This window comes from Trebonia sp. (assembly GCF_030042015.1).
Classification (GTDB): Bacteria; Actinomycetota; Actinomycetes; order Streptosporangiales; family Streptosporangiaceae; genus Trebonia.
The window spans coordinates 1-20,830 of sequence record NZ_JASIAL010000376.1 but is presented as its reverse complement, the minus strand read 5'-3'; the positions used below and the strand labels follow the sequence as shown (position 1 = coordinate 20,830).

General features: G+C 71.4%; 21 protein-coding genes. 8 read left to right on the top strand and 13 right to left on the bottom strand.

Translation table 11 applies throughout. The features are described from left to right. The 3 genes from Q1N79_RS20535 to Q1N79_RS20525 form a co-directional block, all read right to left on the bottom strand. Positions 1-948: sodium/proton-translocating pyrophosphatase (locus tag Q1N79_RS20535; protein ID WP_300611335.1), on the bottom strand; the 948-nt coding region annotated here is incomplete at its 3' end. A 263-nt stretch (positions 949-1,211) separates the two neighbouring features. Continuing rightward, positions 1,212-1,775 carry an ATP-binding protein gene (locus Q1N79_RS20530; protein ID WP_300611333.1) on the bottom strand — a complete coding sequence of 188 codons (564 nt, stop codon included), beginning with the start codon at positions 1,773-1,775 and terminating at the stop codon, positions 1,212-1,214. A gap of 14 nt (positions 1,776-1,789) precedes the next feature. Then, positions 1,790-2,140 (bottom strand): STAS domain-containing protein, encoded by a 351-nt coding sequence (locus tag Q1N79_RS20525; RefSeq protein ID WP_300611331.1) that lies wholly within the window; start codon positions 2,138-2,140, stop codon positions 1,790-1,792. Positions 2,141-2,274: 134 nt separating this feature from the next. Between Q1N79_RS20525 and Q1N79_RS20520 the strand changes: the two genes are divergently transcribed. The 4 genes from Q1N79_RS20520 to Q1N79_RS20505 all read left to right on the top strand — a co-directional run bounded on the left by Q1N79_RS20520 (position 2,275) and on the right by Q1N79_RS20505 (position 7,433). Further along, positions 2,275-4,608: a DEAD/DEAH box helicase gene (locus Q1N79_RS20520; protein ID WP_300611329.1), complete on the top strand. Its 2,334-nt coding sequence runs from the start codon at positions 2,275-2,277 to the stop codon at positions 4,606-4,608. Positions 4,609-5,393: 785 nt separating this feature from the next. Beyond that, positions 5,394-5,900: a phage holin family protein gene (locus tag Q1N79_RS20515; protein ID WP_300611327.1), complete on the top strand. Its 507-nt coding sequence runs from the start codon at positions 5,394-5,396 to the stop codon at positions 5,898-5,900. Positions 5,901-5,922: 22 nt separating this feature from the next. Continuing rightward, positions 5,923-6,885, top strand: a complete 963-nt coding sequence (locus Q1N79_RS20510; RefSeq protein WP_300611325.1) for an alpha/beta hydrolase — start codon at positions 5,923-5,925, stop codon at positions 6,883-6,885. A 116-nt stretch (positions 6,886-7,001) separates the two neighbouring features. Then, on the top strand, positions 7,002-7,433 hold the full coding sequence (locus Q1N79_RS20505; protein WP_300611323.1) for a DUF309 domain-containing protein: 432 nt from the start codon (positions 7,002-7,004) through the stop codon (positions 7,431-7,433). Here Q1N79_RS20505 and Q1N79_RS20500 read toward each other — a convergent pair. The 5 genes from Q1N79_RS20500 to Q1N79_RS20480 all read right to left on the bottom strand — a co-directional run bounded on the left by Q1N79_RS20500 (position 7,430) and on the right by Q1N79_RS20480 (position 11,803). Continuing rightward, positions 7,430-8,620 carry a MarP family serine protease gene (locus tag Q1N79_RS20500; RefSeq protein ID WP_300611321.1) on the bottom strand — a complete coding sequence of 397 codons (1,191 nt, stop codon included), beginning with the start codon at positions 8,618-8,620 and terminating at the stop codon, positions 7,430-7,432. The genes Q1N79_RS20505 and Q1N79_RS20500 overlap by 4 nt on opposite strands. 62 nt (positions 8,621-8,682) lie before the next feature. Next, on the bottom strand, positions 8,683-9,711 hold the full coding sequence (locus Q1N79_RS20495; RefSeq protein ID WP_300611319.1) for a hypothetical protein: 1,029 nt from the start codon (positions 9,709-9,711) through the stop codon (positions 8,683-8,685). 138 nt (positions 9,712-9,849) lie between these two features. Further along, positions 9,850-10,428: a CoA pyrophosphatase gene (locus Q1N79_RS20490; protein WP_300611339.1), complete on the bottom strand. Its 579-nt coding sequence runs from the start codon at positions 10,426-10,428 to the stop codon at positions 9,850-9,852. 89 nt (positions 10,429-10,517) lie between these two features. Further along, the gene (nth, locus tag Q1N79_RS20485; RefSeq protein WP_300611317.1) at positions 10,518-11,234 is read right to left on the bottom strand and encodes an endonuclease III; all 717 of its coding nucleotides are present in this window, start codon (positions 11,232-11,234) and stop codon (positions 10,518-10,520) included. A gap of 44 nt (positions 11,235-11,278) precedes the next feature. Further along, on the bottom strand, positions 11,279-11,803 hold the full coding sequence (locus Q1N79_RS20480; protein ID WP_300611314.1) for an rRNA adenine N-6-methyltransferase family protein: 525 nt from the start codon (positions 11,801-11,803) through the stop codon (positions 11,279-11,281). Between the two features lie 121 nt (positions 11,804-11,924). Between Q1N79_RS20480 and Q1N79_RS20475 the strand changes: the two genes are divergently transcribed. Then, the gene (locus Q1N79_RS20475; protein WP_300611312.1) at positions 11,925-13,043 is read left to right on the top strand and encodes an NDMA-dependent alcohol dehydrogenase; all 1,119 of its coding nucleotides are present in this window, start codon (positions 11,925-11,927) and stop codon (positions 13,041-13,043) included. On the opposite strand, the gene Q1N79_RS20470 is transcribed toward Q1N79_RS20475, so the two are convergent. Next, complete coding sequence (locus Q1N79_RS20470; RefSeq protein WP_300611310.1) at positions 13,024-13,716, bottom strand: hypothetical protein; 693 nt, start codon at positions 13,714-13,716, stop codon at positions 13,024-13,026. The genes Q1N79_RS20475 and Q1N79_RS20470 overlap by 20 nt on opposite strands. A gap of 96 nt (positions 13,717-13,812) precedes the next feature. Here Q1N79_RS20470 and Q1N79_RS20465 point away from each other — a divergent pair, with 96 nt between their 5' ends. Both Q1N79_RS20465 and Q1N79_RS20460 read left to right on the top strand, forming a co-directional pair. Further along, the gene (locus Q1N79_RS20465) at positions 13,813-15,336 is read left to right on the top strand and encodes a hypothetical protein (protein ID WP_300611308.1); all 1,524 of its coding nucleotides are present in this window, start codon (positions 13,813-13,815) and stop codon (positions 15,334-15,336) included. Beyond that, complete coding sequence (locus Q1N79_RS20460) at positions 15,231-15,779, top strand: NUDIX hydrolase (RefSeq protein ID WP_300611338.1); 549 nt, start codon at positions 15,231-15,233, stop codon at positions 15,777-15,779. The genes Q1N79_RS20465 and Q1N79_RS20460 overlap by 106 nt, the downstream gene beginning before the upstream one ends. A gap of 9 nt (positions 15,780-15,788) precedes the next feature. Here the strand turns inward: Q1N79_RS20460 and ligD (Q1N79_RS20455) are convergent, their stop codons facing one another. From ligD (Q1N79_RS20455) to Q1N79_RS20440, 4 genes are all read right to left on the bottom strand, one after another. Beyond that, complete coding sequence (ligD, locus tag Q1N79_RS20455) at positions 15,789-16,691, bottom strand: non-homologous end-joining DNA ligase (RefSeq protein ID WP_300611306.1); 903 nt, start codon at positions 16,689-16,691, stop codon at positions 15,789-15,791. After that, positions 16,691-18,115, bottom strand: a complete 1,425-nt coding sequence (gene ligD / locus Q1N79_RS20450; protein WP_300611305.1) for a non-homologous end-joining DNA ligase — start codon at positions 18,113-18,115, stop codon at positions 16,691-16,693. Before ligD (Q1N79_RS20450) ends, ligD (Q1N79_RS20455) begins: the two co-directional genes overlap by 1 nt. A gap of 79 nt (positions 18,116-18,194) precedes the next feature. Next, positions 18,195-19,079 carry an AIM24 family protein gene (locus tag Q1N79_RS20445; RefSeq protein WP_300611304.1) on the bottom strand — a complete coding sequence of 295 codons (885 nt, stop codon included), beginning with the start codon at positions 19,077-19,079 and terminating at the stop codon, positions 18,195-18,197. A 12-nt stretch (positions 19,080-19,091) separates the two neighbouring features. After that, positions 19,092-19,832, bottom strand: coding sequence for an AIM24 family protein (locus Q1N79_RS20440; protein ID WP_300611302.1), 741 nt, complete (start codon positions 19,830-19,832; stop codon positions 19,092-19,094). 134 nt (positions 19,833-19,966) lie between these two features. Here Q1N79_RS20440 and Q1N79_RS20435 point away from each other — a divergent pair. Beyond that, a partial coding sequence (locus tag Q1N79_RS20435) for an SPFH domain-containing protein (RefSeq protein ID WP_300611300.1) occupies positions 19,967-20,830 on the top strand: 864 nt, incomplete at its 3' end.

The window sequence follows — 20,830 nt, the reverse complement described above, 5'->3', positions numbered from 1 at the left end:
GGCGATGTAGAAGGATCGGTTGATCGCTTTCAACCCCGGCTCGCCGGCGCGGGCGCGGGTGACGTACACCCCGATGACCGCGGTGACCACCCCGATGGCCGGCACGATCAGCGGGAACAGCAGGCCCTTGAGGCCGAACGCCGCGGTGCCCAGGATCAGCGCGGCGACCAGCGTCACGGCGTAGGACTCGAACAGGTCGGCGGCCATGCCGGCGCAGTCGCCCACGTTGTCGCCCACGTTGTCCGCGATCGTCGCCGGGTTGCGCGAGTCGTCCTCGGGGATGCCCTTCTCGACCTTGCCAACCAGGTCCGCGCCGACATCGGCGGCCTTGGTGTAGATCCCGCCGCCAACCCGCATGAACATCGCGAGCAGCGCCGCACCGAACCCGAAGCCCTCAAGGACGTCCGGCGCGTTCCCCTTGAAGATCAGCACCACGAGCGCCGCGCCGAACAGCCCCAGGCCGACCGTGAACATGCCGGCGACGCCGCCGGTGCGAAACGCGATCGTCATCGCCCGGTGCTCGCCGCCCTCGCGCGCCGCCGCCGCGACCCGGACGTTGCCGCGGACGCACAGCGACATGCCCGTGAACCCGGTCAGCCCGGAGAACAGCGCGCCAAGCAGGAAAAAGGCGCTGCGGCCCCAGCGAACGCCGGCGGTGTCGGCGGGCAGCAGGAGCAGCACCCAGAAGATGATGAACACGAAGACGCCCAGCGTCTTGAACTGCCTTCGCAGGTACGCCGCCGCGCCTTCCTGCACCGCGCGGGCTATCTCCTGCATCTTCGCGGTCCCCTGGCTGGCCGCGAGCACCTCGCGGACGAGCCAGCCCGCGACCCCAAGCGCGGCCAGGCCGATGATCGCGACGATCACAACCCAGGTCAGATTGCCGCCGCCAACACTGACCGGCGCGGCCGGTCCACCCGCCGCGAGAGCGGGGCTGAGCATGGACATCCCATCTCCTTGAACGTCTGGCGTTCGCCACTCAGGCAGTCGTCTGGCCTCGCGGAACCCTGCGAAGCCCGTTGCCGCCTGCTGTCAGTAGTCCGGAAAGCAGGCGTGGCCGGAGTCTACGCTGCTTGCGCGGGTTCTTGAAAATAAGCAAGTTTCTAACATCTTCGCTATCAAACCGTTACATTAACGCTGTCCGCCGATCGCTGGAAGGCTGACGTGTCACAGGTCCGCGCGCGGTGCGTTGTGACTTGCCACAGCGCGGCTCAGCCGGAGTCAGACCGGCGCTTCCAGCTCATCGCGACGCTGGTCCCACCGCCGGCCGGCGAGATACGGAAATCGTCGGCGAGCCCGGAGATGACCGCGAGCCCCACCCCGGCGGGGAGCTGCGCGAGCGGGCTGTCGCTCCCGCCGCCGGCCTGGGGACCGGGCACGGCGCCGGGGGCGGTGCCGTTACCGCCCGCCGGTGCCGCGACCGCGACCACGCCGCGGCCGGATCTCTCGCCTGCCGGTGTCCCGCCGGTCCGCTCGTCCGACGCGGCGGCGCGCGCCGGGGCGACGTCCGTCAGCGTCACGTCCGCCGGCACCGAATCGGTCACCACGACCTCGAACCGCTCGCCGTCGTCGGTGAGCGCGACCCTGATGGGCTGTCCCGGGCAGTGCCGCTGGTGCGCCTCGACCGCGCGCGAGCACGCCTCGCCCACCGCGAGGCGTACCTCGTCAAGCAAAGACTCATCGACGCCGCTCCGGCGCGCGACCGCGGTGGCGACGAGCCTGGCGGTCCGCACGTGCGCGGGCAGCGGCGTGAAGGTGACTTCCACGGTGGCCATGTCGGTGCGTCAGGCTACTTCTCGGCCTTCCTGGCAGTGATGGCCTCGTCCACCGAGTCATGAATCCCGAAGACCTTGGTGAGGCCGGTGATGCGGAAGATCTTCAGGATGCGCTCCTGCGTGCAGACCAGGTCCAGCGACCCGTCGTGCGCGCGCACCCTCTTGAGCCCGCCGACCAGGACCCCAAGGCCCGTGGAGTCGAGGAACTCGACCTTCTCCATGTTCACTACCAGCTGGTAGTTCTTCTTGTTGACGAGATCGATGAGCAGCTCGCGAAGGCGCGGCGCCGTGTAGACGTCGATCTCACCCTCGACGTCCACGACCTCGATGCCGTCCTTGTTGTAGTGCCCCAGCTTCAGATCCACAAATCCTCCAGCGCCACGAAGGCGTCATCATCTCCGCCGACCCCTGGTCGGCATTCAACCACGGTCCGGTGTCATGTCTATACGAAATCATGGTGTCCGGCATCCGCCTAGCGGATGACACACTTATAAGGCCTGTGTCCATCGTCACCCCGGTCCCCATGGCCACCGCGCCATCCCGCGAGGACAGCACCGCGCTCTCGGTCCTGCGGGCGGCGCAGCGTGCCGGGGAACTGGTGCACTGTGAGCACATACCCGGCCGGGAAGGGCAAACCACATCGTGGCCGGATTCCGTCCGTCACGAGGTGGTCACGGCGCTGCGCGCGCAGGGCATCGGCGCGCCGTGGACACACCAGGCGCAGGCGGCGGCCCTCGCCCGCGCCGGGCGCAACGTGATCATCGCCACCCGGGCCGCTTCCGGCAAATCGGCATGCTACCTGGCCGCCGCGCTCTCGGCGGTGCTCGACGGCGGCACCGTGCTGTACATCGCGCCGACCAAGGCGCTGGCCGCCGACCAGCTCCAGGCCGTGCGCACCCTCGCGGTCCCCGGGGTCCGCGCCACCTGCTACGACGGCGACTCGACGGCGGCGGACAGGGCCTGGGCGCAGGCACACGCGAACTATCTGCTGACGAATCCGGACATGCTGCACGGCTCGCTGCTGCCCGGGCACACGCGGTGGCGCGGGTTCTTCCGGCGGCTGCGCGTGGTGGTCATCGACGAGTGCCACGGGTACCGCGGCGTCTTCGGGTCCCACGTGGCGCAGGTGCTGCGCCGGCTGCGGCGGGTCGCCGCGCACCACCGGGTGAGCGGCGACCCGCCGCCCGTGTTCGTGCTCGCCTCGGCCACCGTCGCCGACCCGGCCGCCTGCGCTCGCCTGCTGACCGGCCTGGAGGCGGTCGCTGTCACCGATGACGGCGCGCCGCGGGCCCCGCTCACGTTCGCGCTCTGGGAGCCGCCGCTGCTGCGCTCCCGCGGCGGCCAGCGGTCCAGGCGGCCCGCCACGACCGAGGCGGCGGACCTGCTGGCCGCCCTGGTCAGGGCCCAGGTGCCCGCGCTCGCCTTCATCAGGTCACGGCGCGGCGCGGAAACCGTCGCGCTCACGGCGCGCAACGCGCTTGGCGGCGAACAGGGCGACACCGTGGCCGCGTACCGCTCCGGCTACCTGGCCGACGACCGCCGCGACCTGGAGGCCGGGCTGCGCGACGGGCGCATCACCGGCATGGCCGCCACCACGGCGCTGGAACTGGGCGTCAACATCCCCGCGCTTGACGCGGTGCTGATCGCGGGGTGGCCGGGAACCTGGGCTTCGCTGTGGCAGCAGGCGGGCCGCGCCGGGCGCGCGGCCCGCCACGCGGTGGCGGTGTTCATCGCCCGCGACGATCCCCTCGACGCCTACCTCATCCACCACCCGGCCGCGCTGCTGCACCATCCGCTCGAGCCCGCCGTGCTCGATCCGGCCAACCCGTACGTCCTGTCCCCGCACCTGGTGGCGGCCGCCGCCGAGCTCCCCCTCACCGGGCCGGACCTGGACCTGTTCGGCCCGGGCGCCGCCGACTCGGTTGCCGTCCTGGCCAAGGCCGGCGACCTGAGAGAACGGCAGTCCGGCTGGCACTGCGCCGCGCCCGGCCGGCCGGGCAGGGGCAGCCGCCACCCGGCCAGGAACATCAGCCTGCGCGGCGAGCTCGGGCAGCCCATCCGCGTGGTGGAGGAGGCGACCGGCCGGCTTGTCGGCACGATCGACGAGCCGTCCGCGCACCGGTACGCCCACGACGGCGCCGTTTACCTCCATCAGGGCGAGACCTACCTGGTCGCCACGCTGGACCTGGCTAATAGGGTGGCGCTTGTCGAGTGCCGTGATCCCGGTTACACAACGCAGGCCCGCGACGTCACGCAAATCGACGTGACATTGCAACGGCGACAAGTTTCCTGGGAAAATGCTGTGATCGTCTTCGGCGATGTGCGCGTACAGCGGCAGGTAGTCGGATACACCACTGTCCGTTCGGAATCGAAAATAAGAGAACAGGAAACGGCGCTCAGCCTTCCGCTGCGGACCCTGGCCACGACGGCGATCTGGTGGACTATACCGAACGCACAGTTGGTCCCGCTGGCGGGCATCGACCTGGGCGGCGCGGCGCACGCGGCCGAGCACGCCGCCATAGGAATGCTGCCGCTGTTCGCCACCTGCGACAGGTGGGACGTGGGCGGGCTGTCCACGCAGGCGCATCCAGCGACCGGGCAGCTGACCGTTTTCGTGTACGACGGGCACGAGGGCGGGGCCGGGTTCGCGGAGCACGGCTTCCGCGCCGCCGGCGGCTGGCTGGCCGCCACCAGGGACGCGATCGCCTCGTGCCCCTGCGAGGCCGGCTGCCCGTCCTGTGTGCAATCCCCGAAGTGCGGCAATGGCAACTCCCCGCTATGCAAGGACGGCGCGGTCGCGCTGCTCGACGTGCTGCTGGCGGGAGCGAAATAAAGGCGGCCTCTGGCGCGGCCCTTTGGCGCGGAAATGGGGGCGGCCCCCGCCGGGGGGGAGAGCGGGGGCCGCGCACGGTCCGGCCCTGGGGGGGTAGGCCGGTTCCGTTCTACGGGTAGCTTATCCGCATTGGCGGCGTTCCAAAGCCACCAGACGGCAATCACGAACCCGTGCAACCGAATTACAACATATACGGGTTGATCGTGGATAGACGTTCGGGCGAATTGGTGAGCCCGGGCGGGCAATTTTCTGCGCGGCGGCCGGGCAGCGGCGGCCGGGCGGGCGGCACGCACGGGCGGCTGGCCGGGGGCGGAGCGCCCAGTTCCGCGGCTACCTCACGCGGCCTAAGCACAGGTTAACGGCATGTAACGAGGACTACTGATCGAGATCACGAATTGATCACGCTTCGGGCTTCCGTGCGGCGGGCTTTCGTCGTACAAAGGTCGTACGGACTGGTGAAACGTCCGGGCACGGCAGCCAGGTACCCACGCGCGACCAGCCGCGGGAGGCGTGTCAGGCCAGGTCAGGACATTAGTGTCCGAGCTGGCTGACAAGAATCAGGTGCACGCTTGGTAGCCGGGCTGACGTGCTGACGGCGACGGCGCCCCCGCGCGGGGCGCCGTTCGCACGCCTGGGGGGGAAGGGACCTCGCGGCGCCACCCGCGTCAGTGGCGGGATGCCCCCAAGGATCGCGAGCACGGGCGATAGCCTTGGACCACCTGGCGGGCAGTGCTCAGTGTGATCCGCGCCAGGCTGGCGAATTGCGGGACGGGGCGCCCGCATGGATGGGAGAGGACGCCATGGTCCGCAGCGGAATGCCAGCTGGCGCCGACGGCCAGCAGTCGCTCGGAGACCTCGTCGCGCTCGCGGCCAAGGACATCTCGCAGCTCATTCGCTTCGAGATCAGCCTGGCCAAGAGCGAGCTGCGGATGGACGCGCGGCGGGTCGGGCTCGCGGCCGCGCTCGTCGCGATCGGCCTGTTCGTCGGGTGCCTGGTCATCGTCCTGCTCTGCTTTGCCTTCGCGTACGGCCTCGTCGAGGCGGGCCTGCCCGAATGGGCCGCGTTCCTCATCGTGGCCTTCGTCTGCGTGCTGCTCGGTGCCGTCGCCTGCCTCATCGCCTACCTGAAGGTGCGCAAGGTGACCGGCATGCGGATGACCAGGCGGACCATCCAGCAGGACCTGGAGCTGCTGCGCCGCGGCGAGGCGAGCCCGGACGGGACGGGCCCTGCGGTCAGGAACCCGGAGAGCGTGCGCGCGACCTCCGCGGCCGAGATACCGCGCGCCAGTTAGCCAGGGGTTGAGCCCGGTGGCCATGCCATCAGAACCTGTGATCCAGATCGACGGGCCGTGGACGCACCGTTCGGTCAGCGCGAACGGAACCCGCTTTCACGTGGCGAGCAGCGGCGAAGGCCCGCTCGTCCTGCTGCTGCACGGCTTCCCTGAGTTCTGGTGGACGTGGCGGCATCAGCTGGTCTCGCTGTCGGCGGCCGGCTACCGGGCGGTCGCGGCCGACCTTCGCGGCTACGGCGGCAGCGACAAGCCGCCCCGCGGCTACGACCTGGTCACCGCCGCGGCCGACGCCGCCGGCCTCATCCGCGCGCTCGGCGAGGCCAACGCGGTCGTCGTCGGCCACGACTGGGGCGGCCTGACCGCGTGGACGCTCGCCGCCTACTTCCCCAAGTCGGTGCGACGGCTGGCCGTCGTCTCCATGGGACACCCGCTGCGGATGCGCGCTGCGCTCCTGTCGAGCCCGCTGCGGACCTCAAGGTCGCTGGGTACCTCGCGCGCTCCCGGATCGCCAGGATCGTCCGGGCACGCCGGCTACCCGCTTGCCTTCCAGCTTCCTGTGCTGCCCGAGCGCCAGCTGGTGCGGGACGGCGGCGCGCTCGTGGGATCGATCCTCTCGTCCTGGTCGGCGCCCGGCTGGCCGGACCAGGACACGATCCGGGTCTACCAGCGAGCCATGCGGATCCCCCCGGTGGCCCACACCGCGCTGGAGTACCACCGCTGGTTCGCCCGCAGCAGCCTGCGCCCGGACGGCCTGCGGTACGCCAGGCAGATGCGGTCGCCGGTCGCGGCGCCGACCCTGCACCTGCACGGCGCGGTGGACCCGTGCGTGCCCGCGCAGACCGCGCGCGGCGCGGGCCGCTACGTGGAGGCACCGTACCGGTGGAAGGTCGTCGAGGGGGCCGGCCACTTCCCCCACGAGGAACGCCCCGGGCTCTTCGACGCCGAACTGATCGGCTGGCTGGCCGACCCCGAGCCCGACCGTTGAGCCAGCCGCGTCCGCCGGCGGGCCAGCCGCGGGACAGGGATCCCGCCGGCAGGCCGCGGAACGCGCGGCCCCGCGACGAACTCGGCCGGCCGCTTCCCCGCACCGCGGCAGGTGGCGTGGCCCCCATCCCTGACGACCTGACGGTTACTCCCGCCGAGGCGGCGGCGCTCGGCGGGAGCCTGCTTGCGAACGACCGCCCGTTCCACGCACACGAGGTCTTCGAGGCGGCCTGGAAGTCCTCGGCAGGGCCGGACCGCGAGCTGTGGCGGGGCCTGGCCCAGATCGCCGTCGGCCTCACGCACGCCCGCCGCGGCAATGCCCGCGGCGCGGTGGCACTGCTCAGGCGCGGCGCCAGGCGGGTCGGCGACTACGCGGGCAGCAGCCCGCCAGGCGGGCAGGCGGCCTCCGGCTCCATGCCGCACGGTATCGACGCTGAGTTCGTGGCGGCCGGCGCGGCGGACGTCGCCGCCCGGATCGAGCGCGATGGCCTGGCGGCCGTCCCGGCGGCCAGGCTGCGGCTCGCGCTGCGCCGCCCCGACGAGGCCTAGTCGCAGCCCTGAGTCGAAACGGGGACGGTCTGCTGCGCGCCGGCGCTCGCGTCGCTGGCCACCTCGGACGCGGTGAGCGCGAACCCCGTGTGGGGCACGCCAACCGCGGCGGCGAAAACGACGCCGTAGACGGTTCCGGCCGGGCTGAGCAGCGGGCCGCCAGAGTTCCCAGGCTGGACCACCGCGTAGATCTCGTAGATCTCCCGGTCGACCTGGCCGGTCTGATAGATGTCAGGCCCCACGGCCGACTGCTCCTCCGCGATCCGCGCCGGAACCTGGGTGAACGCGTGATCGAGCGGGTAGCCGGCCACGACCGCCTCCGCCCCGCCTTGCGCCTCGCCGGCGAACTGCAGCGACGGCAGGTCAAGGCCGGGCACGTAGAGCACGGCGATGTCGACCTGCGGGTCGTAGAAGACGACCGACGCGGGGTACTTGGCTCCGTCCCTGGTGCTCACCGTCTGGCCCTGCGTCACCCCCGCCACGACGTGCGCGTTGGTCAGCACGTGGTCAGGGGCGTAGACGAAGCCGGAGCCCTCAATGCTGCGGTCGCAGCTCGGCGCCGTCCCCGTCACCTTGACGACGCTGTCCCTGGCGGCCAGGTATCCGGGGCTGTTCAGCACGGCGGGATTGGGTGCGGGCACGGTGATCAGCTGCGCGCCGCCGATGTCGCTGAACACCTGCGGGAACGGCCCGCTCGCCAGCATGCGCCGGAACTCGGAGAACATCGTCTTGGCCTGCGAGGGCATGAGCCTGTCCATCGTCCGCAGCACCATCGAGTTGTTCACCTGCTGCACGACGACGGGGAACGGCGACGCGGTCAGCACCGAGCCGATGGCCCAGGCGATGAGCAGCATCGACAGCACGCTGACCGCCGACCCGCCGATGGCGTCAATCGTGGTCGACGAGCGGCCCGTCATCGTCGACCGCATCGCGGTGCCGATGGACGACGCGATGAACTGACCCAGGATCGCCCCGCTGACCAGCAAGATGACCGCCACCACGTCCTGCTGGGTCTGCCCGGAGACGAGCGCGCGCGCTATCGCCGGGCCAAATTCGGCGCCGAGCACCGCGCCGCCGACGAAGCCGATGAAGCTCAGCGAGCCGACGATGAAACCCTGACGGTATCCCGAAACCGCGAACGCGGCGGCAATCACGATCAGGGCAATGTCGAGCAGATCACCGCGCACGGAGTCCACCGTATCCGGTGTTGTCCGGTGCCGAGGCGCCATCGCCGCGCGTGAGAATACCGTTACGATTCCGTTCTGCGCTCCTGCCGCGGCCTGCCCTGGCGCGGCGCTGACCGCCGCTCAGCGCCGACAGCGCAGCCGGGCCGGCGGCAGGGGTGCGGCCGGCCCTGCCAGCCGTTACGGCGCAGCAGCGCGGCCACCATGGCCGCGCTCACGCAGGCGCGCTCGGTGACGTCGACGAGGCCGAAGCGGAAGGTACGGGCATCGTCGGACACGAGGTTGACGTTGTCGCGGTGCTTGTCCTGCCGGATCTGCTCGGGCGGGTGGTAGGCGGCACCGTCGAGTTCGACGCAGACGCCGTATCCGGGGTACCAGTTGTCCTTGTAGTGGGTCTTGCCTTCGATGGTCCGGCGCGCCTGGCGCCGGGCCTCGGGCAGCCCGTGGGCGCGTTCGACGTCGCGGGCGTAGCGGCGCTCCAGCGGGAAATGAGCGCCCTCCGCCGCGTCGGCGAGCGCTTCGGTTAGCCAGGCGCGCCAGCGGAACCGGCTGCGGGCGGCCAGTGCCTCGCGAAGCATCCCGGCCGTGGCGAGGTCCCTGGACAGCGCACGGGAGATCCAGCCGTAGGCCTCATCGAAGGTCCTGGCCGCCGCGACGAGGTCGAGCACGGTGTCCTCGATCCGGGTGCGCGGCAGCTGCCATGGCGGCAGGCGCTGCGGGCGGCTCAGGTCCGACCGGTGGATCACCACACCGCGGATGGGCTTGTCCTGGGCGGGGCGGCGGCTGTGCGGAACGGTCAGGTGAACGTTCGCGGCTGGCTTGTCGATGAGGCCGTGCAGTTCCGCCGCCGTCTCGTGGCTGAGCATCGCGCCCGCCCCCGCGCGCCGCACGGCCGCCCACAGCCTCGCTTCGCGTGGCGCCTCGCCGGTGAAGGTGGCATACACCCCCCGGTGCATCCGCCGCCACCGGCCGGATTTGAGGCGACGCTCGACCCCCCGGGTAGAGATGTCACCAAGGCGCGCCTCAGGGCGCGCTACTATCCCACGCTGCGCGTCGAGCAACAGAATCCAGTCACGGTACGCGTACTCATCCATACATTCAGCGTGACCGTTCGCACGTAGCTCACGCCAGACCGAGTTCCCAGCCTGTGGATAACCCGGAAATTAGAGGATGTGGGATAGAAAACCACCAATAGCGGTGGGTTTCTATCCCACATCCTCAGATTGTGGTCGTCAGGCGGCGCCTTCGGGGAGTTCCCAGACGGTGGCGGCGTCCCACGGGCGCTCCCAGCCGGCCAGCGCGAGCAGGCGGTCGGCGAGAAGCGCGGTGAACCCCCAGATCACCATGGAGCCGATGCGGAACGCGGGGCCGGTGCGCCCGCTGGGATGGCGGTACGTCACCCGGTGCCGCGGGTCGGCCAGGTCGGCCACCGGGATCCGCTCGACGGCGGCCACCTCCGCGGTATCCATCGGCCGCACCGCGCAGGGCTCGCGCCACCAGGCGAGCACAGGCACCACGCGGAACTCGCTTCGCACGATGAACAGCTCCGGCAGCGTGGCGAGCACCTCTACACCGCCGGGATCGAGGCCGGTCTCCTCGGCCGCCTCCCGGAGGGCGGCGGCGACCGGGCCGTCGTCGCCGTCCTCGATCGCGCCGCCGGGAAACGCGGGCTGCCCAGGGTGCCGGCGCAGCCCCTCGCTGCGCTGGATGAACAGCAGGTCAGGCCCGTACGGTCCGTCACAGAAAAGAACGAGCACGGCCGACCGGCGGCCCCCGGCCGCGGGCGGGCGCACCACGCGCGGCACGTCCATCGTGGCCGCGGTGACCGCCAGGTCTCGCAGCCAGGCCGGCGCCCCGCCGTCCGGCGCGTGAGCCCCTGGCGCCCGCCCGTTTCCCGTCGTCACGAGAACGGGCCTGCCTTGACGAGCTTCACCGCGGTCGCCGCGTCGGTTGGGCCGAGCCCGAACGACGGGCACCAGTCGGCCACCGGGCAGGCGCCGCACGCGGGCTTGCGGGCGTGACAGATCCTGCGGCCGTGCCAGATCAGCCGGTGCGACAGCATCACCCACTCCGACTTCGGGAACAGCTCGCCCACCTCGGCCTCCACCTTGACCGGATCGTCGCTCGTCGTCCACCCGAACCGCCGGGACAGCCGCCCGAAGTGCGTGTCCACCGTGATGCCGGGGATCCCGTACGCGTTGCCGAGCACCACGTTGGCGGTCTTGCGGCCCACGCCGGGCAGCGTGACCATGTCGTCGAGCTTGCGCGGCACCTTTCCGCCGAACCGGTCGCGCAGCGCCGCCGACAGCCCCATCACCGACTTGGTCTTCGCGCGGAAGAACCCGGTCGGCTTGAGGATCTCCTCGACATCCTCGGGGTTGGCGGCCGCCAGGTCCTCGGGCGTCGGGTACTTGGCGAACAAGATCGGGGTCGTGCGGTTGACCCCCTTGTCGGTGGTCTGCGCGGACAGCACCGTGGCGACAAGCAGCTGGAACGGGTTCTGGAAGTCCAGCTCGATGTGCGCGTCCGGGTAGGTCTCGGCCAGGACCCTGTTGATCTTCCTGGCGCGCCGCACAAGCGTCGCGTGCGTCTCGGGCTCTGTCTTCTTGACCGCCATGGGACTTAGCGTACGGCCCGCCAGGCAGGGCGGTCGCCACTGCGCTACCGCCGGCGTCTTATCGCCAGCACGGCGCAGTCGACGCGGGGCCGCGGCTGGAAAGCGCGCCGCGGGAGCGCGAGCCCGGCGGCTGTCCTGAACCGGCCTGGCACGGCACCGCGGGAAAGGTACTCGCGTACCACCGCACGCTGCAGCACGAGATCGGCGGCGGCCAGCTTGCTGTCCCGCGCCATCAGCAGCGCGAGCAACGCGGCCGTGATCGAGAACGGCGGGTTCGCCACGACCCGAAACGGCCGCCCGGGCAGCCGCAGTTCGGCCGCGTCCGCGTTGATCACCGTCGCGCCCGGGAACCGCTGCCGCAGCACGCGCGCCCGCCTGGCGTGCAGCTCGACCGCGATCACCCGCGCTCCCGCGCGCAGCAGGGGCCCGGTCAGCGCGCCTTCGCCGGCTCCGATGTCGAGCACGAGCTCGCCTGGCCGTATCCCGGCCGCCGCGACGATGCGCGCGGCCCAGTCGTCATCGAGCCGGTGCCAGCCCCACGTCCGGCCTGACCGCCCGGCGGCGGACACGGCGGACCATCACGATGAACATGCCCACGCGCAGACCGTAAGGGCTGGCCGACGGCGACGGCAATCCATTTACTGCCCAGGGCCGGTTGTCGCGGTCACGCCCGGGGTGTAGCACTGAAACATGCGTACCAGGGCAGCAGTCATCAGGGAACCGGGCAAGCCGTGGGAGATCACCGAACTCGAGCTTGACGAGCCACGGCAGGGCGAGGTGCGGATCGCGTTCGCGGCGTCCGGCATGTGCCATTCCGACGAGCACCTGCGGACCGGCGACAGCACCGGGCGGCTGCCGCTGGTCGGCGGCCACGAGGGCGCCGGGGTGGTAGAGGCGGTCGGGCCGGGCGTGACCCGCGTCGCCGTCGGGGACCACGTCGTCTGCTCGTTCATCCCGGCCTGCGGGGTCTGCCGGTACTGCTCCACCGGGCACCAGAACCTGTGCGACTGGGGCGCGCAGATGATGACGGGGATGCTGGCCGACGGCACGTTCAGGTTCCACGACGACGAGGGCGCCGACCTGGGCGGGTTCTGCATGCTCGGCACGTTCGCCGAGCACGCGGTGGTCTCGCAGAACTCGTGCGTCCCCGTCGAGGCAGGCATCCCGTTCGACGTGGCGGCGCTGGTCGGCTGCGGCGTGCCCACCGGCTGGGGCACCTCGGTGTACGCGGCCGGGGTGGCCGCGGGTGACACGGTGGTGATCTTCGGCGCGGGCGGCGTGGGCAGCAACGCGATCCAGGGGGCGCGTTACGCCGGCGCCGCGAACGTCGTCGTGGTCGACCCGGTCGCGTTCAAGCGGTCGAAGGCGGTTGAGTTCGGCGCCTCGCACGTCTTCGGCTCCGCCGCCGAGGCGCACGAGGCCGTCGCCGAGATGACCCGCGGGCAGCTCGCGGACCATGCGATCATCACCGTCGGCGTGCTCGGCTCCGAGGTGGTCGCGCAGGCCGCGGCGATCGTCGGCAAGGGGTGCCAGGTGACGATCACCTCCGTCGGGCGGAGCTCGGAGCAGCAGATCCAGCTCGCCGCCAACGGCAGCGTGGTCGGGTGGCAGCGCCGGATCCAGGGCCATGTCTTCGGGATGTGCAACCCGCTGTACGACATCCCGCGGCTGCTGCGCCTGTACCGGGCCGGGCAGCTGAAGCTCGACGAGCTCATCACCCGCCGGTACCGGCTTGACGAGATCAACCAGGGCTACCAGGACCTCGAGGACGGGAAGATCATCCGCGGCGTCATCCTGCACGAAGGCTAGCGCCGGCGCCGCACGGGCAGGCCGGCGGCGACGAACGCAGCGCGCGCACCAATTCCGCCGACCTCGGGTCGCCTGGATCCACGTGCCGCCCGAGCACGACGAGGGCGACGCGCCGCGCGCCGGCCAGCTTGAGGGCCGCGGCCGCCGACTGCGCGCTGCCGCCGGAGACCCAGCAGTCATCGACGAGCAGCACGCCGTCCGTTGCCAGGCGGCCGGCTGCGCGCAGCCAGCCGATGCTTACGCCGCGGCTGCGCGCCGTACCCGGCGGCCCGGTGGTCAGCGCGACGATGGGCAGGTCCACGCACGCCCTGACGATGCCGAGCAGCGGATGCGTGCCCGGCCGGCCCTGCCCGCTCGGCACCACGGCCGCGGCGGCGGGGGGCGCGCTCATGCCCGCGGCCCGCCACACGCAGTCCCCGTGTCCTTGCAGGAAGGCGGAAAGCAGCGACGCCAGCCGCGCCGCGGCGGCGCTCGCACCGTCCCTGCCCGACTTGTACCGCCGCAGGTCGGCGGCCAGCTGCCCGCCTTTGACGGCGTACCCGACCGGCACGACGACGTCCGCGAGCAGCCCGCCGGCCTGGCTGTTCGCCAGGTCGCACTGGTAGCACCTGGCGAAGCCAGGCGCAACGGGCCCACGGCAGGTGCGGCAGGTAAGGCGGTTGGCCGGGTCCATGGCCTGATCGTAGGAACGCCCACCGACAAAGCACGGCGATCCGCGCGGACGGCTCGCGGCTAACCACACGGGCGGCCGCGGATCTACGATGCGCTGGTGATCATGCCGGGCGCGGTGGCGCGCAAGCACTGGCCGTTCGCCGTGCTGCTCGCCGCCGGGCTGGCGCTGCGGCTGGCCGCCGCGCTTGCCTACCGCCCGGCCCTGCTCTACATCGACAGCGTCCGCTACCTCGGCGATGACCAGCACGGCCTGGACCCGCTCGGGTACAGCTACCTGCTGCTGCGGCCGGTGCTGCTCGGCCGCGGCGGGCTGGCCGCGGTGGCGGGCCTGCAGCACGCGCTCGGCCTGGCGATGGCGGCCTGCCTGTACGCGCTGGCGCTGCGCCACGGCGCGTCGCGCTGGCTCGCCGCCCTCGCCGCCGCGCCCGTGCTGCTCGACGCGTACCAGGTCCAGGCCGAGCAGATGATCATGCCTGACGTGCTGTTCGAGGCGCTGGTCGTCGCGGCGATGACCGTGCTGCTGTGGCGGCCAGGCCCGGGGCTGGCCCGGCTGGCCGCCGGGTCGGCGCTGCTCGGCCTCTCGGCGACCGTGCGCCAGGTCGGCGAGCTGCTCGTGCTGCCCCTGCTCGGCTACGTCCTCGCGGCGGCGCCCGGCTGGCGAGCCCGGGCAGCCCGGGCCACGGCGGCGATAGCCGTCTTCGCGCTGCCGGTCGCCGGCTACCTGGCGTTGTCCGCCGTGGCCCTCGGCGACGGCCTCCGGCTGTCGAACATGGACGACGCGTACCTGTACGGCCGGACGGCGTACGCCGCCGACTGCGCGACGCTGCGGATCCCCGTTTACGAACGGCCGCTGTGCCCCTCGCCGGCCACGGCGGCGGCGCTCGGCGTGGACGGACTGGCGACCGATCCCGGGTCTCCGCTCTACCGCTACGTGCCGCCGCCCGGCGTTACCCGGGGGGCGGCCACTGCGCAGTTCGATGCGGCGGTCCTCACCCAGCAGCCGCTGCGGGTGGCACTCGACATCGCCGGCGACGCGACCAGGGTGTTCGCCCTGACCAGGGACACCAGCCAGGGCGACCCGCCGGTCTCCCGGTGGCAGTTCCAAACATCATATCCGGTATACTACTCCGTAGACCGAACGGTGCTCGGGACGACCGCCACCCCCCGCGTGACCCGCCCGCTGGCGGACGCGCTGCGGGCGTACCAGCTGCACGGCGGGTTCACACCCGGTCCGCTGCTGCTGGCCTTCCTGGTGTCAGGAACGGGCGGCTGCCTCTTCCTCCGCAGGCACCGCCGGCTGGCCCTGGGCTGCATCCTGGCCACCGGGCTCGCCGCGGCGGCGCTGCTTGGCGCCGACGCCTATGAGTTCTCCTGGCGGTACCAGCTCCCCGCGCTTGTCACGCTGCCGCTCGCGGGCGCGCTCGGCGCCACGGCGTTCCTTCGGTTCGCCGTAACCCGCCGGCCGGGCAGCCGGGGCACAATGATGCGGTGCACAATAACGCGGCTGAACCGGAGATCAAGACGCTCGCGAGCAGCGTCGTCTACGCCGACAACTGGATCCGGCTCCGCAGGGACGAGATCGAGCGCAGCGACGGGTCCCGCGGAACGTACGCGGTCATAGAGAGAGCGAACTTCGCCCTCGTCGTGCCCGCGGAGAACGCCGGCTTCCACCTTGTCGAGGAGTACCGCTATCCCGTCGGGCGGCGCAGCTGGTCGTTCCCGCAGGGCGGTTTCCCGAAAGGCGAGTCAGGGACGCCGGAGCAGCTCGCCCGGATGGAGCTCGCGCAGGAGACGGGGCTGCGCGCCGGGCGGCTGACTCACCTTGGCTTGCTGACCGCCGCGCACGGGATGACGGCCCAGTACGCTGACTATTTCCTCGCCACCGACCTGGTGCCAGGGCCGCCGGACCCGGAGCCGGAAGAGCTGGGCATCCGCCACGCATGGGTGAGCAGGCAGGAGTTCGAGGAGATGGTGCGCGACGGCCGGATCGCCGACGACTCGACGCTCGCCGGGTACGCGCTCGTGCTGCTCGCCGAACGCCGCGGCGACGTAGTCATCCCCTGACCGCGGGGGTCACCGGGCAAGCAGGGGCGCGAAGAGGTCGCCCTGGTCAGCGACCCGGGCTACGACGTCGGGCGCGGTGAAGAACAGGTCGCCTGGCTCACGGCAGGCTGCCACTTCGTCCCAGGTGACGGGGGTCGACACGGTGGGATAAGTCCGCGCCCGCAGCGAGTACGGCGCGATCGTGGTCTTCGAGCCGTTGTTCTGACTCCAGTCGATGAGCACCTTGCCGTCGCGCAGCGACCTGGTCATCCGCGACACGACAAGGTCCGGGCGCTCCTGCTCCAGGGCCTGCGCGAACGACCTCGCCCGGTCGCTGGCCTGCTCCGCGGTGATGCCGCTGACGGGCGCGTACAGCTGCAGGCCCTTGCCGCCGGAGGTCTTGGCGAGTGACCGCAGGCCAGCGGACTCGAGCATCGGGCGCAGCGCTTCGGCTACCCGGCAGCACTCCACGACCGTCGCGGGCAGCCCTGGGTCCAGGTCGAAGACCATCAGGTCGGGCATCGGGTCCTCGTCGATCCCGCGCGGGAAGCGCCACATCGGCACGTGCAGCTCGAGCGCTGCCAGGTTCGCCGCCCAGATCAGCGTGGGCAGGTCGTCGATGACCAGGTAGGTGATCGTGCTCCCCGGGTCGCGCGAGCGGGAGCCGTTCGACTTCACCTGCTCGGTCCGCACCCAGTCCGGGTGGGCCGGCGCGTGCTTCTGGAAGAACGACTGGCTGTCCACGCCCTCGGGGTAGCGCTTGATCGTCATCGGGCGGCCGCGGATGTGCGGCAGCAGCACCGGGGAAACCCGCTGGTAGTAGTCGAGGACCTCGCCCTTGGTGAAGCCGTCCTCGGGGTAGAGCACCTTCCCCAGGTTGGTCAGCGTCAGCCCGCACCCGTTCACCTGGACCGTAATCTTGTGCTGCGCCATCACGTCTCCCTGACCACGTCGGCGGGATCTTTATCATCGCGCAGGCCCTGGTAGACGGGCGCGCGCATGCGCCCGGCCGCGGTCCAGCGGTCGAACGTCACCTCGATGACCAGCCGCGGTTCTGCCCACACCGCCGGCCGGGCTTCCCCGGCGGGCAGCGGTGAGCCGAACGGGCTGTCCGGCCGGCGCAGCGGCGCGAGCCTGGCGCCCAGCGTGCGCAGCGTCGCGTCGGAGAACCCGGTGCCCACGTGCCCGCAGTACAGCAGGCCGCCGGCGCCGTGCACGCCGACGAGCAGCGAGCCGATCTGCCCGGTCCTGTTGCCCTTGCCCGGTTTCCAGCCACCCACGACCACCTCCTGGCGGAGCAGGTTCTTGATCTTCAGCCAGTTGCCTGAGCGGGCGCCGGGCTCATAGCGGGAGTCCAGCCTCTTGGCCACCACGCCCTCGAGCCCGTTCGCCGCGGAGGCGGCGAGGACGGCGTCCAGGTCCGGGCCGGGAAAGGAAGGCGGGCACAGCCACGACCCTGCGTCCGGGATGAGCGGACCGAGGATGTCGCGGCGGTCCGCGTACGGCAGCTCGGTCAGCGGCCGCCCGTCCAGCTGCATGACGTCGAACGCCAGGTACGTGACCGGGGTCGTCTGGGCGAGGCGGCCGGCCTGCGCGGGCGACGAGACGTGCATCCGGGGCTGCAGCGCCTCGAAGTCCGGCCGGCCGTCGGTGAAGGCGACGATCTCGCCGTCAAGCAGCGCCTGCCTGTGCCCGGTCGCGCGGGCAAGCCCGGCCAGCTCCGGGTAGGTGGCGGTGATGTCCTTGCCGGTCCGCGAGGTCAGCCGCAGCCGGCCGTTCTCGATGAAGGCGAGCGCGCGGACGCCATCCCACTTCATCTCCACGGCCCACTCCGCGCGGTCGCCGGCGGGCGGCCTGCCGGGCGCGGCCAGCATCGGCGTCAGCGAGGCCGGCAGCGCGAGCCGCTCGCGGTGGATCATCCAGTTCTTGCCGCCGGTGGCGAACAGCACGTAGCCGCCTGACAGCCGCTGCCCGTGCAGGACGACCTTGACCTCGCGGGCATCCCACTTCAGCAGCTCGTACGTGCCGTGGTCCCAGATGCTGACCGATCCCGCGCCGTACTCGCCCCGCGGGATCTGGCCGTGGAAGCCCGCGTACTCCAGCGGGTGGTCCTCGGTGTGCACGGCCAGGTGGTTCACCGCCGGGTCGTCGGGAACTCCCTTGGGCAGTGCCCAGGAGACGAGCACGCCGTCGCGTTCCAGCCGGAAATCCCAGTGCCGCCGCCGCGCGTGGTGCTCCTGCACCACGAAGACGCCCGCGCCCTGACCGCCCGCCTCGTCCCCGGCGGCGGCGTCGGGAACGGGCTCGGGCGTCCGCGCGGGGTCGCGCTTGCTCCGGTAATCCGCCAGCCGGTCCACGCATTCGTGCCTACCCGCGCGGCGGGCGCCGCTACCAAGGCGGGCGCCGCTACCAAGCCCGATACCAGGGCGGGCCGGGCTACCAGCGGCTGACGGTCGTGTACGAGCTGTTCCTGATCGCCTCCATGTCCTCGGGAGGCTCGTAGATCGACTGCACGGCCACCCGGCCAGGGCCGGTCAGCCGGACCCACACCTTGTGGTAGCTCCACCGCGGGTGCCAGAAGGCGAAGCCCGTGTTCCGCGGGAACTCCAGGTGCAGGTGCGCCCGGACGGACACGTCCCTGTAGAGCAGCGAGCTCGGCTGGATGAGCAGCGACTGCCCCGGCTGCAGGTCGCGGATGAACGTGTTGCCTGGCGAGTGCAGCAGCAGCAGGCCCGGCTGCTCGTGCGCGCTGAAGATGTCGCCGTTCTGGCCCATCGGGTAGTGGATGTCCGAATGCTGGTTGTCCTCGCCGGTGTCGTACCAGATGTTGGTCGGCTCCCAGTCATAGCTGATGTTCCCCGTCGCGCACAGGAACCTGTGCTCGCGGACCCACATCCGCTGGCCGTGCTGCAGCGGCAGCGCGACGACCTCGCCCGCGGCGTTGTCGGACAGCGCCACGTGCCCGGGTCCGCGGCCCTCCACCATGATCAGCGGCATGCCCGAGAGCGTGCGGTGCCACGCGCCGCGCATCGACATGTTGCCGAGCTTGGCCTGCGGGTCCGCCCACAGCAGGACGTGGTGCGAGAAGTAGATCCAGTCCTGCGGCGCGAGGGCGAACTCGGCGACGGGGACGGTCGTGCCGGCGATCTGGCAGCGCGACTGGCCGAACTGGATCTCCGCCATGTCCTTGATCGGCGGCTGCTCTACCCAGCCCGAGTCGCTGACGCTCGACCTGATGTCGACCGGCGCCCCGCACAGCGGGCAGGTCGGCGCGGACGGGTCGCTCTGCTGCCTGCAGTACCTGCAGACGTAGGTGTTCATCGGCCGCGCCCGCTATTCCGACGAACCATGGTGCACGTACATGGACTGGATGCCGACCCGGCCGGGCCCGGTCATCTCCGCCAGGTACATGCCGTGCCGCATCATTCCCGTCCGCAGCGGCATCTGCACGGCCTGCATGTTGACCGAGGAGTCCTTGTACAGGAACCCGCCCGGCTCCACCAGGATCTTCTCGCCGGGCTTGAGGGTGCGTTCCAGCACGTTCCCGTTGCCGTGCAGCATCAGCAGCCCCGGGTACTGGGCGGTGACGAACCGGTCCATGAACATGCCCGTGCCGCCGTGCAGCAGGTTGACCAGCCCCTTGATCTGCACGAACGAGTACTGGATGCTGTGCGACGCGAGCAGGAAGGCGTGCTCGCGGACGTCGAGCTCCATCCCGGGGTGCAGCGGCAGGACCACGAGCTCGCCGGGAGCGTCGCGGGAGAACGCGACCCGGCCAGGGCCGTTCGCCACCGTCACGATGTGCGGCATCCCGCCCATGGTGCGCCGCATCCCGCCGCCCGTGTTCAGCGAGGAAAGCGGTACCGACTCGTCCTTCCACAGCAGCACGTGGTGCTCGAAGTAAACGCCGTCCCGCGGGTCGAGGGCGAGCTCGGCGACAGGGACGAGTTCCCCCTCCACCTGGCACGTGCTGGCCGAGAAGCGGAACTCGGTCATGTCGCGCAGCCGGGGCGCCTCGCGCCACCCGGAGTCGCTGACCTTGTCCCGCACGTCCAGCGGCGCGCCGCATGTCATGCAAGTGGTGGTGCCGACCTGGTTCTGCGCTTGGCACCACCCGCACTGGATAGCTTCCACGCAAGGAACATAGCAGTTCAAGCCGTATCGCGGCTGGACATGTCAGACCAAGGTTTTCCCGGTATGTTTTGCACATGGCACTGTTCTCGCGGGAATTCATCGCGGTACCTGACGATCGCAAGGGCCAGATCGTCTTCAAGTGGCCCGACATTACGATCCGCCGCTTCACGCACGCGATCGTGAACGCCGACGAAGTGGCGATGTTCGTCAACACCGGCCAGGTCGTGCAGCAGATGGGTCCTGGCCGGCACGAGATCGACGCCAACGAGCTTCCCGGGCTCGGCGCGGTTATCGACTTCGCGACAGGCGGGAACGCCTACCGGGCCGAGCTGTACTTCATCGGCACCCGCGAGTACACCGGGTTCCGGTTCGGCGGGCGGATCGACGACGTGCAGGACCCGCGCAGCGCGCTGATCGTGACCCTGCGCGTGTTCGGGGACTACGCGCTGCGGGTGATCGACCCGGCCAGGCTGATCACGAACCTCACCGCCACCGTGGACGTCACCGACAACGACAAGATCACGGGGTGGGTGAGCGACCAGTTGCTCAAGGTGCTGCGCACGAACGTGACCACGCAGGTCGTCGCCAACGGCTGGCCCATCCTCGGCCTGTCCGTGCACTCCCCCGAGATCGAGCAGGCCGCGATCACCTCGGCCAACGGCCAGCTCGAGGCCTACGGCATCGCGCTGACCCGGATGGGCAACTTCGACATCAACATGGCGCCCGAGGACGAGGCCCAGCTCAAGCAGCTCGCCAAGGACACCAGGTACTCCCAGCTGGCCGGCGGGTTCCAGCAGTACGCGGCCGGCGAGATGGCGCTCGGCGCCGGGCAGGGCATGGCCCAGGGCGGCGGCGCGACCCAGGGGGCGTTCCTCGCCGCGGGCCTGGGGCTCGGGGGCGGGCTGGCCGGCGGGTACCAGCAGCCCGCGCCGCCCCCG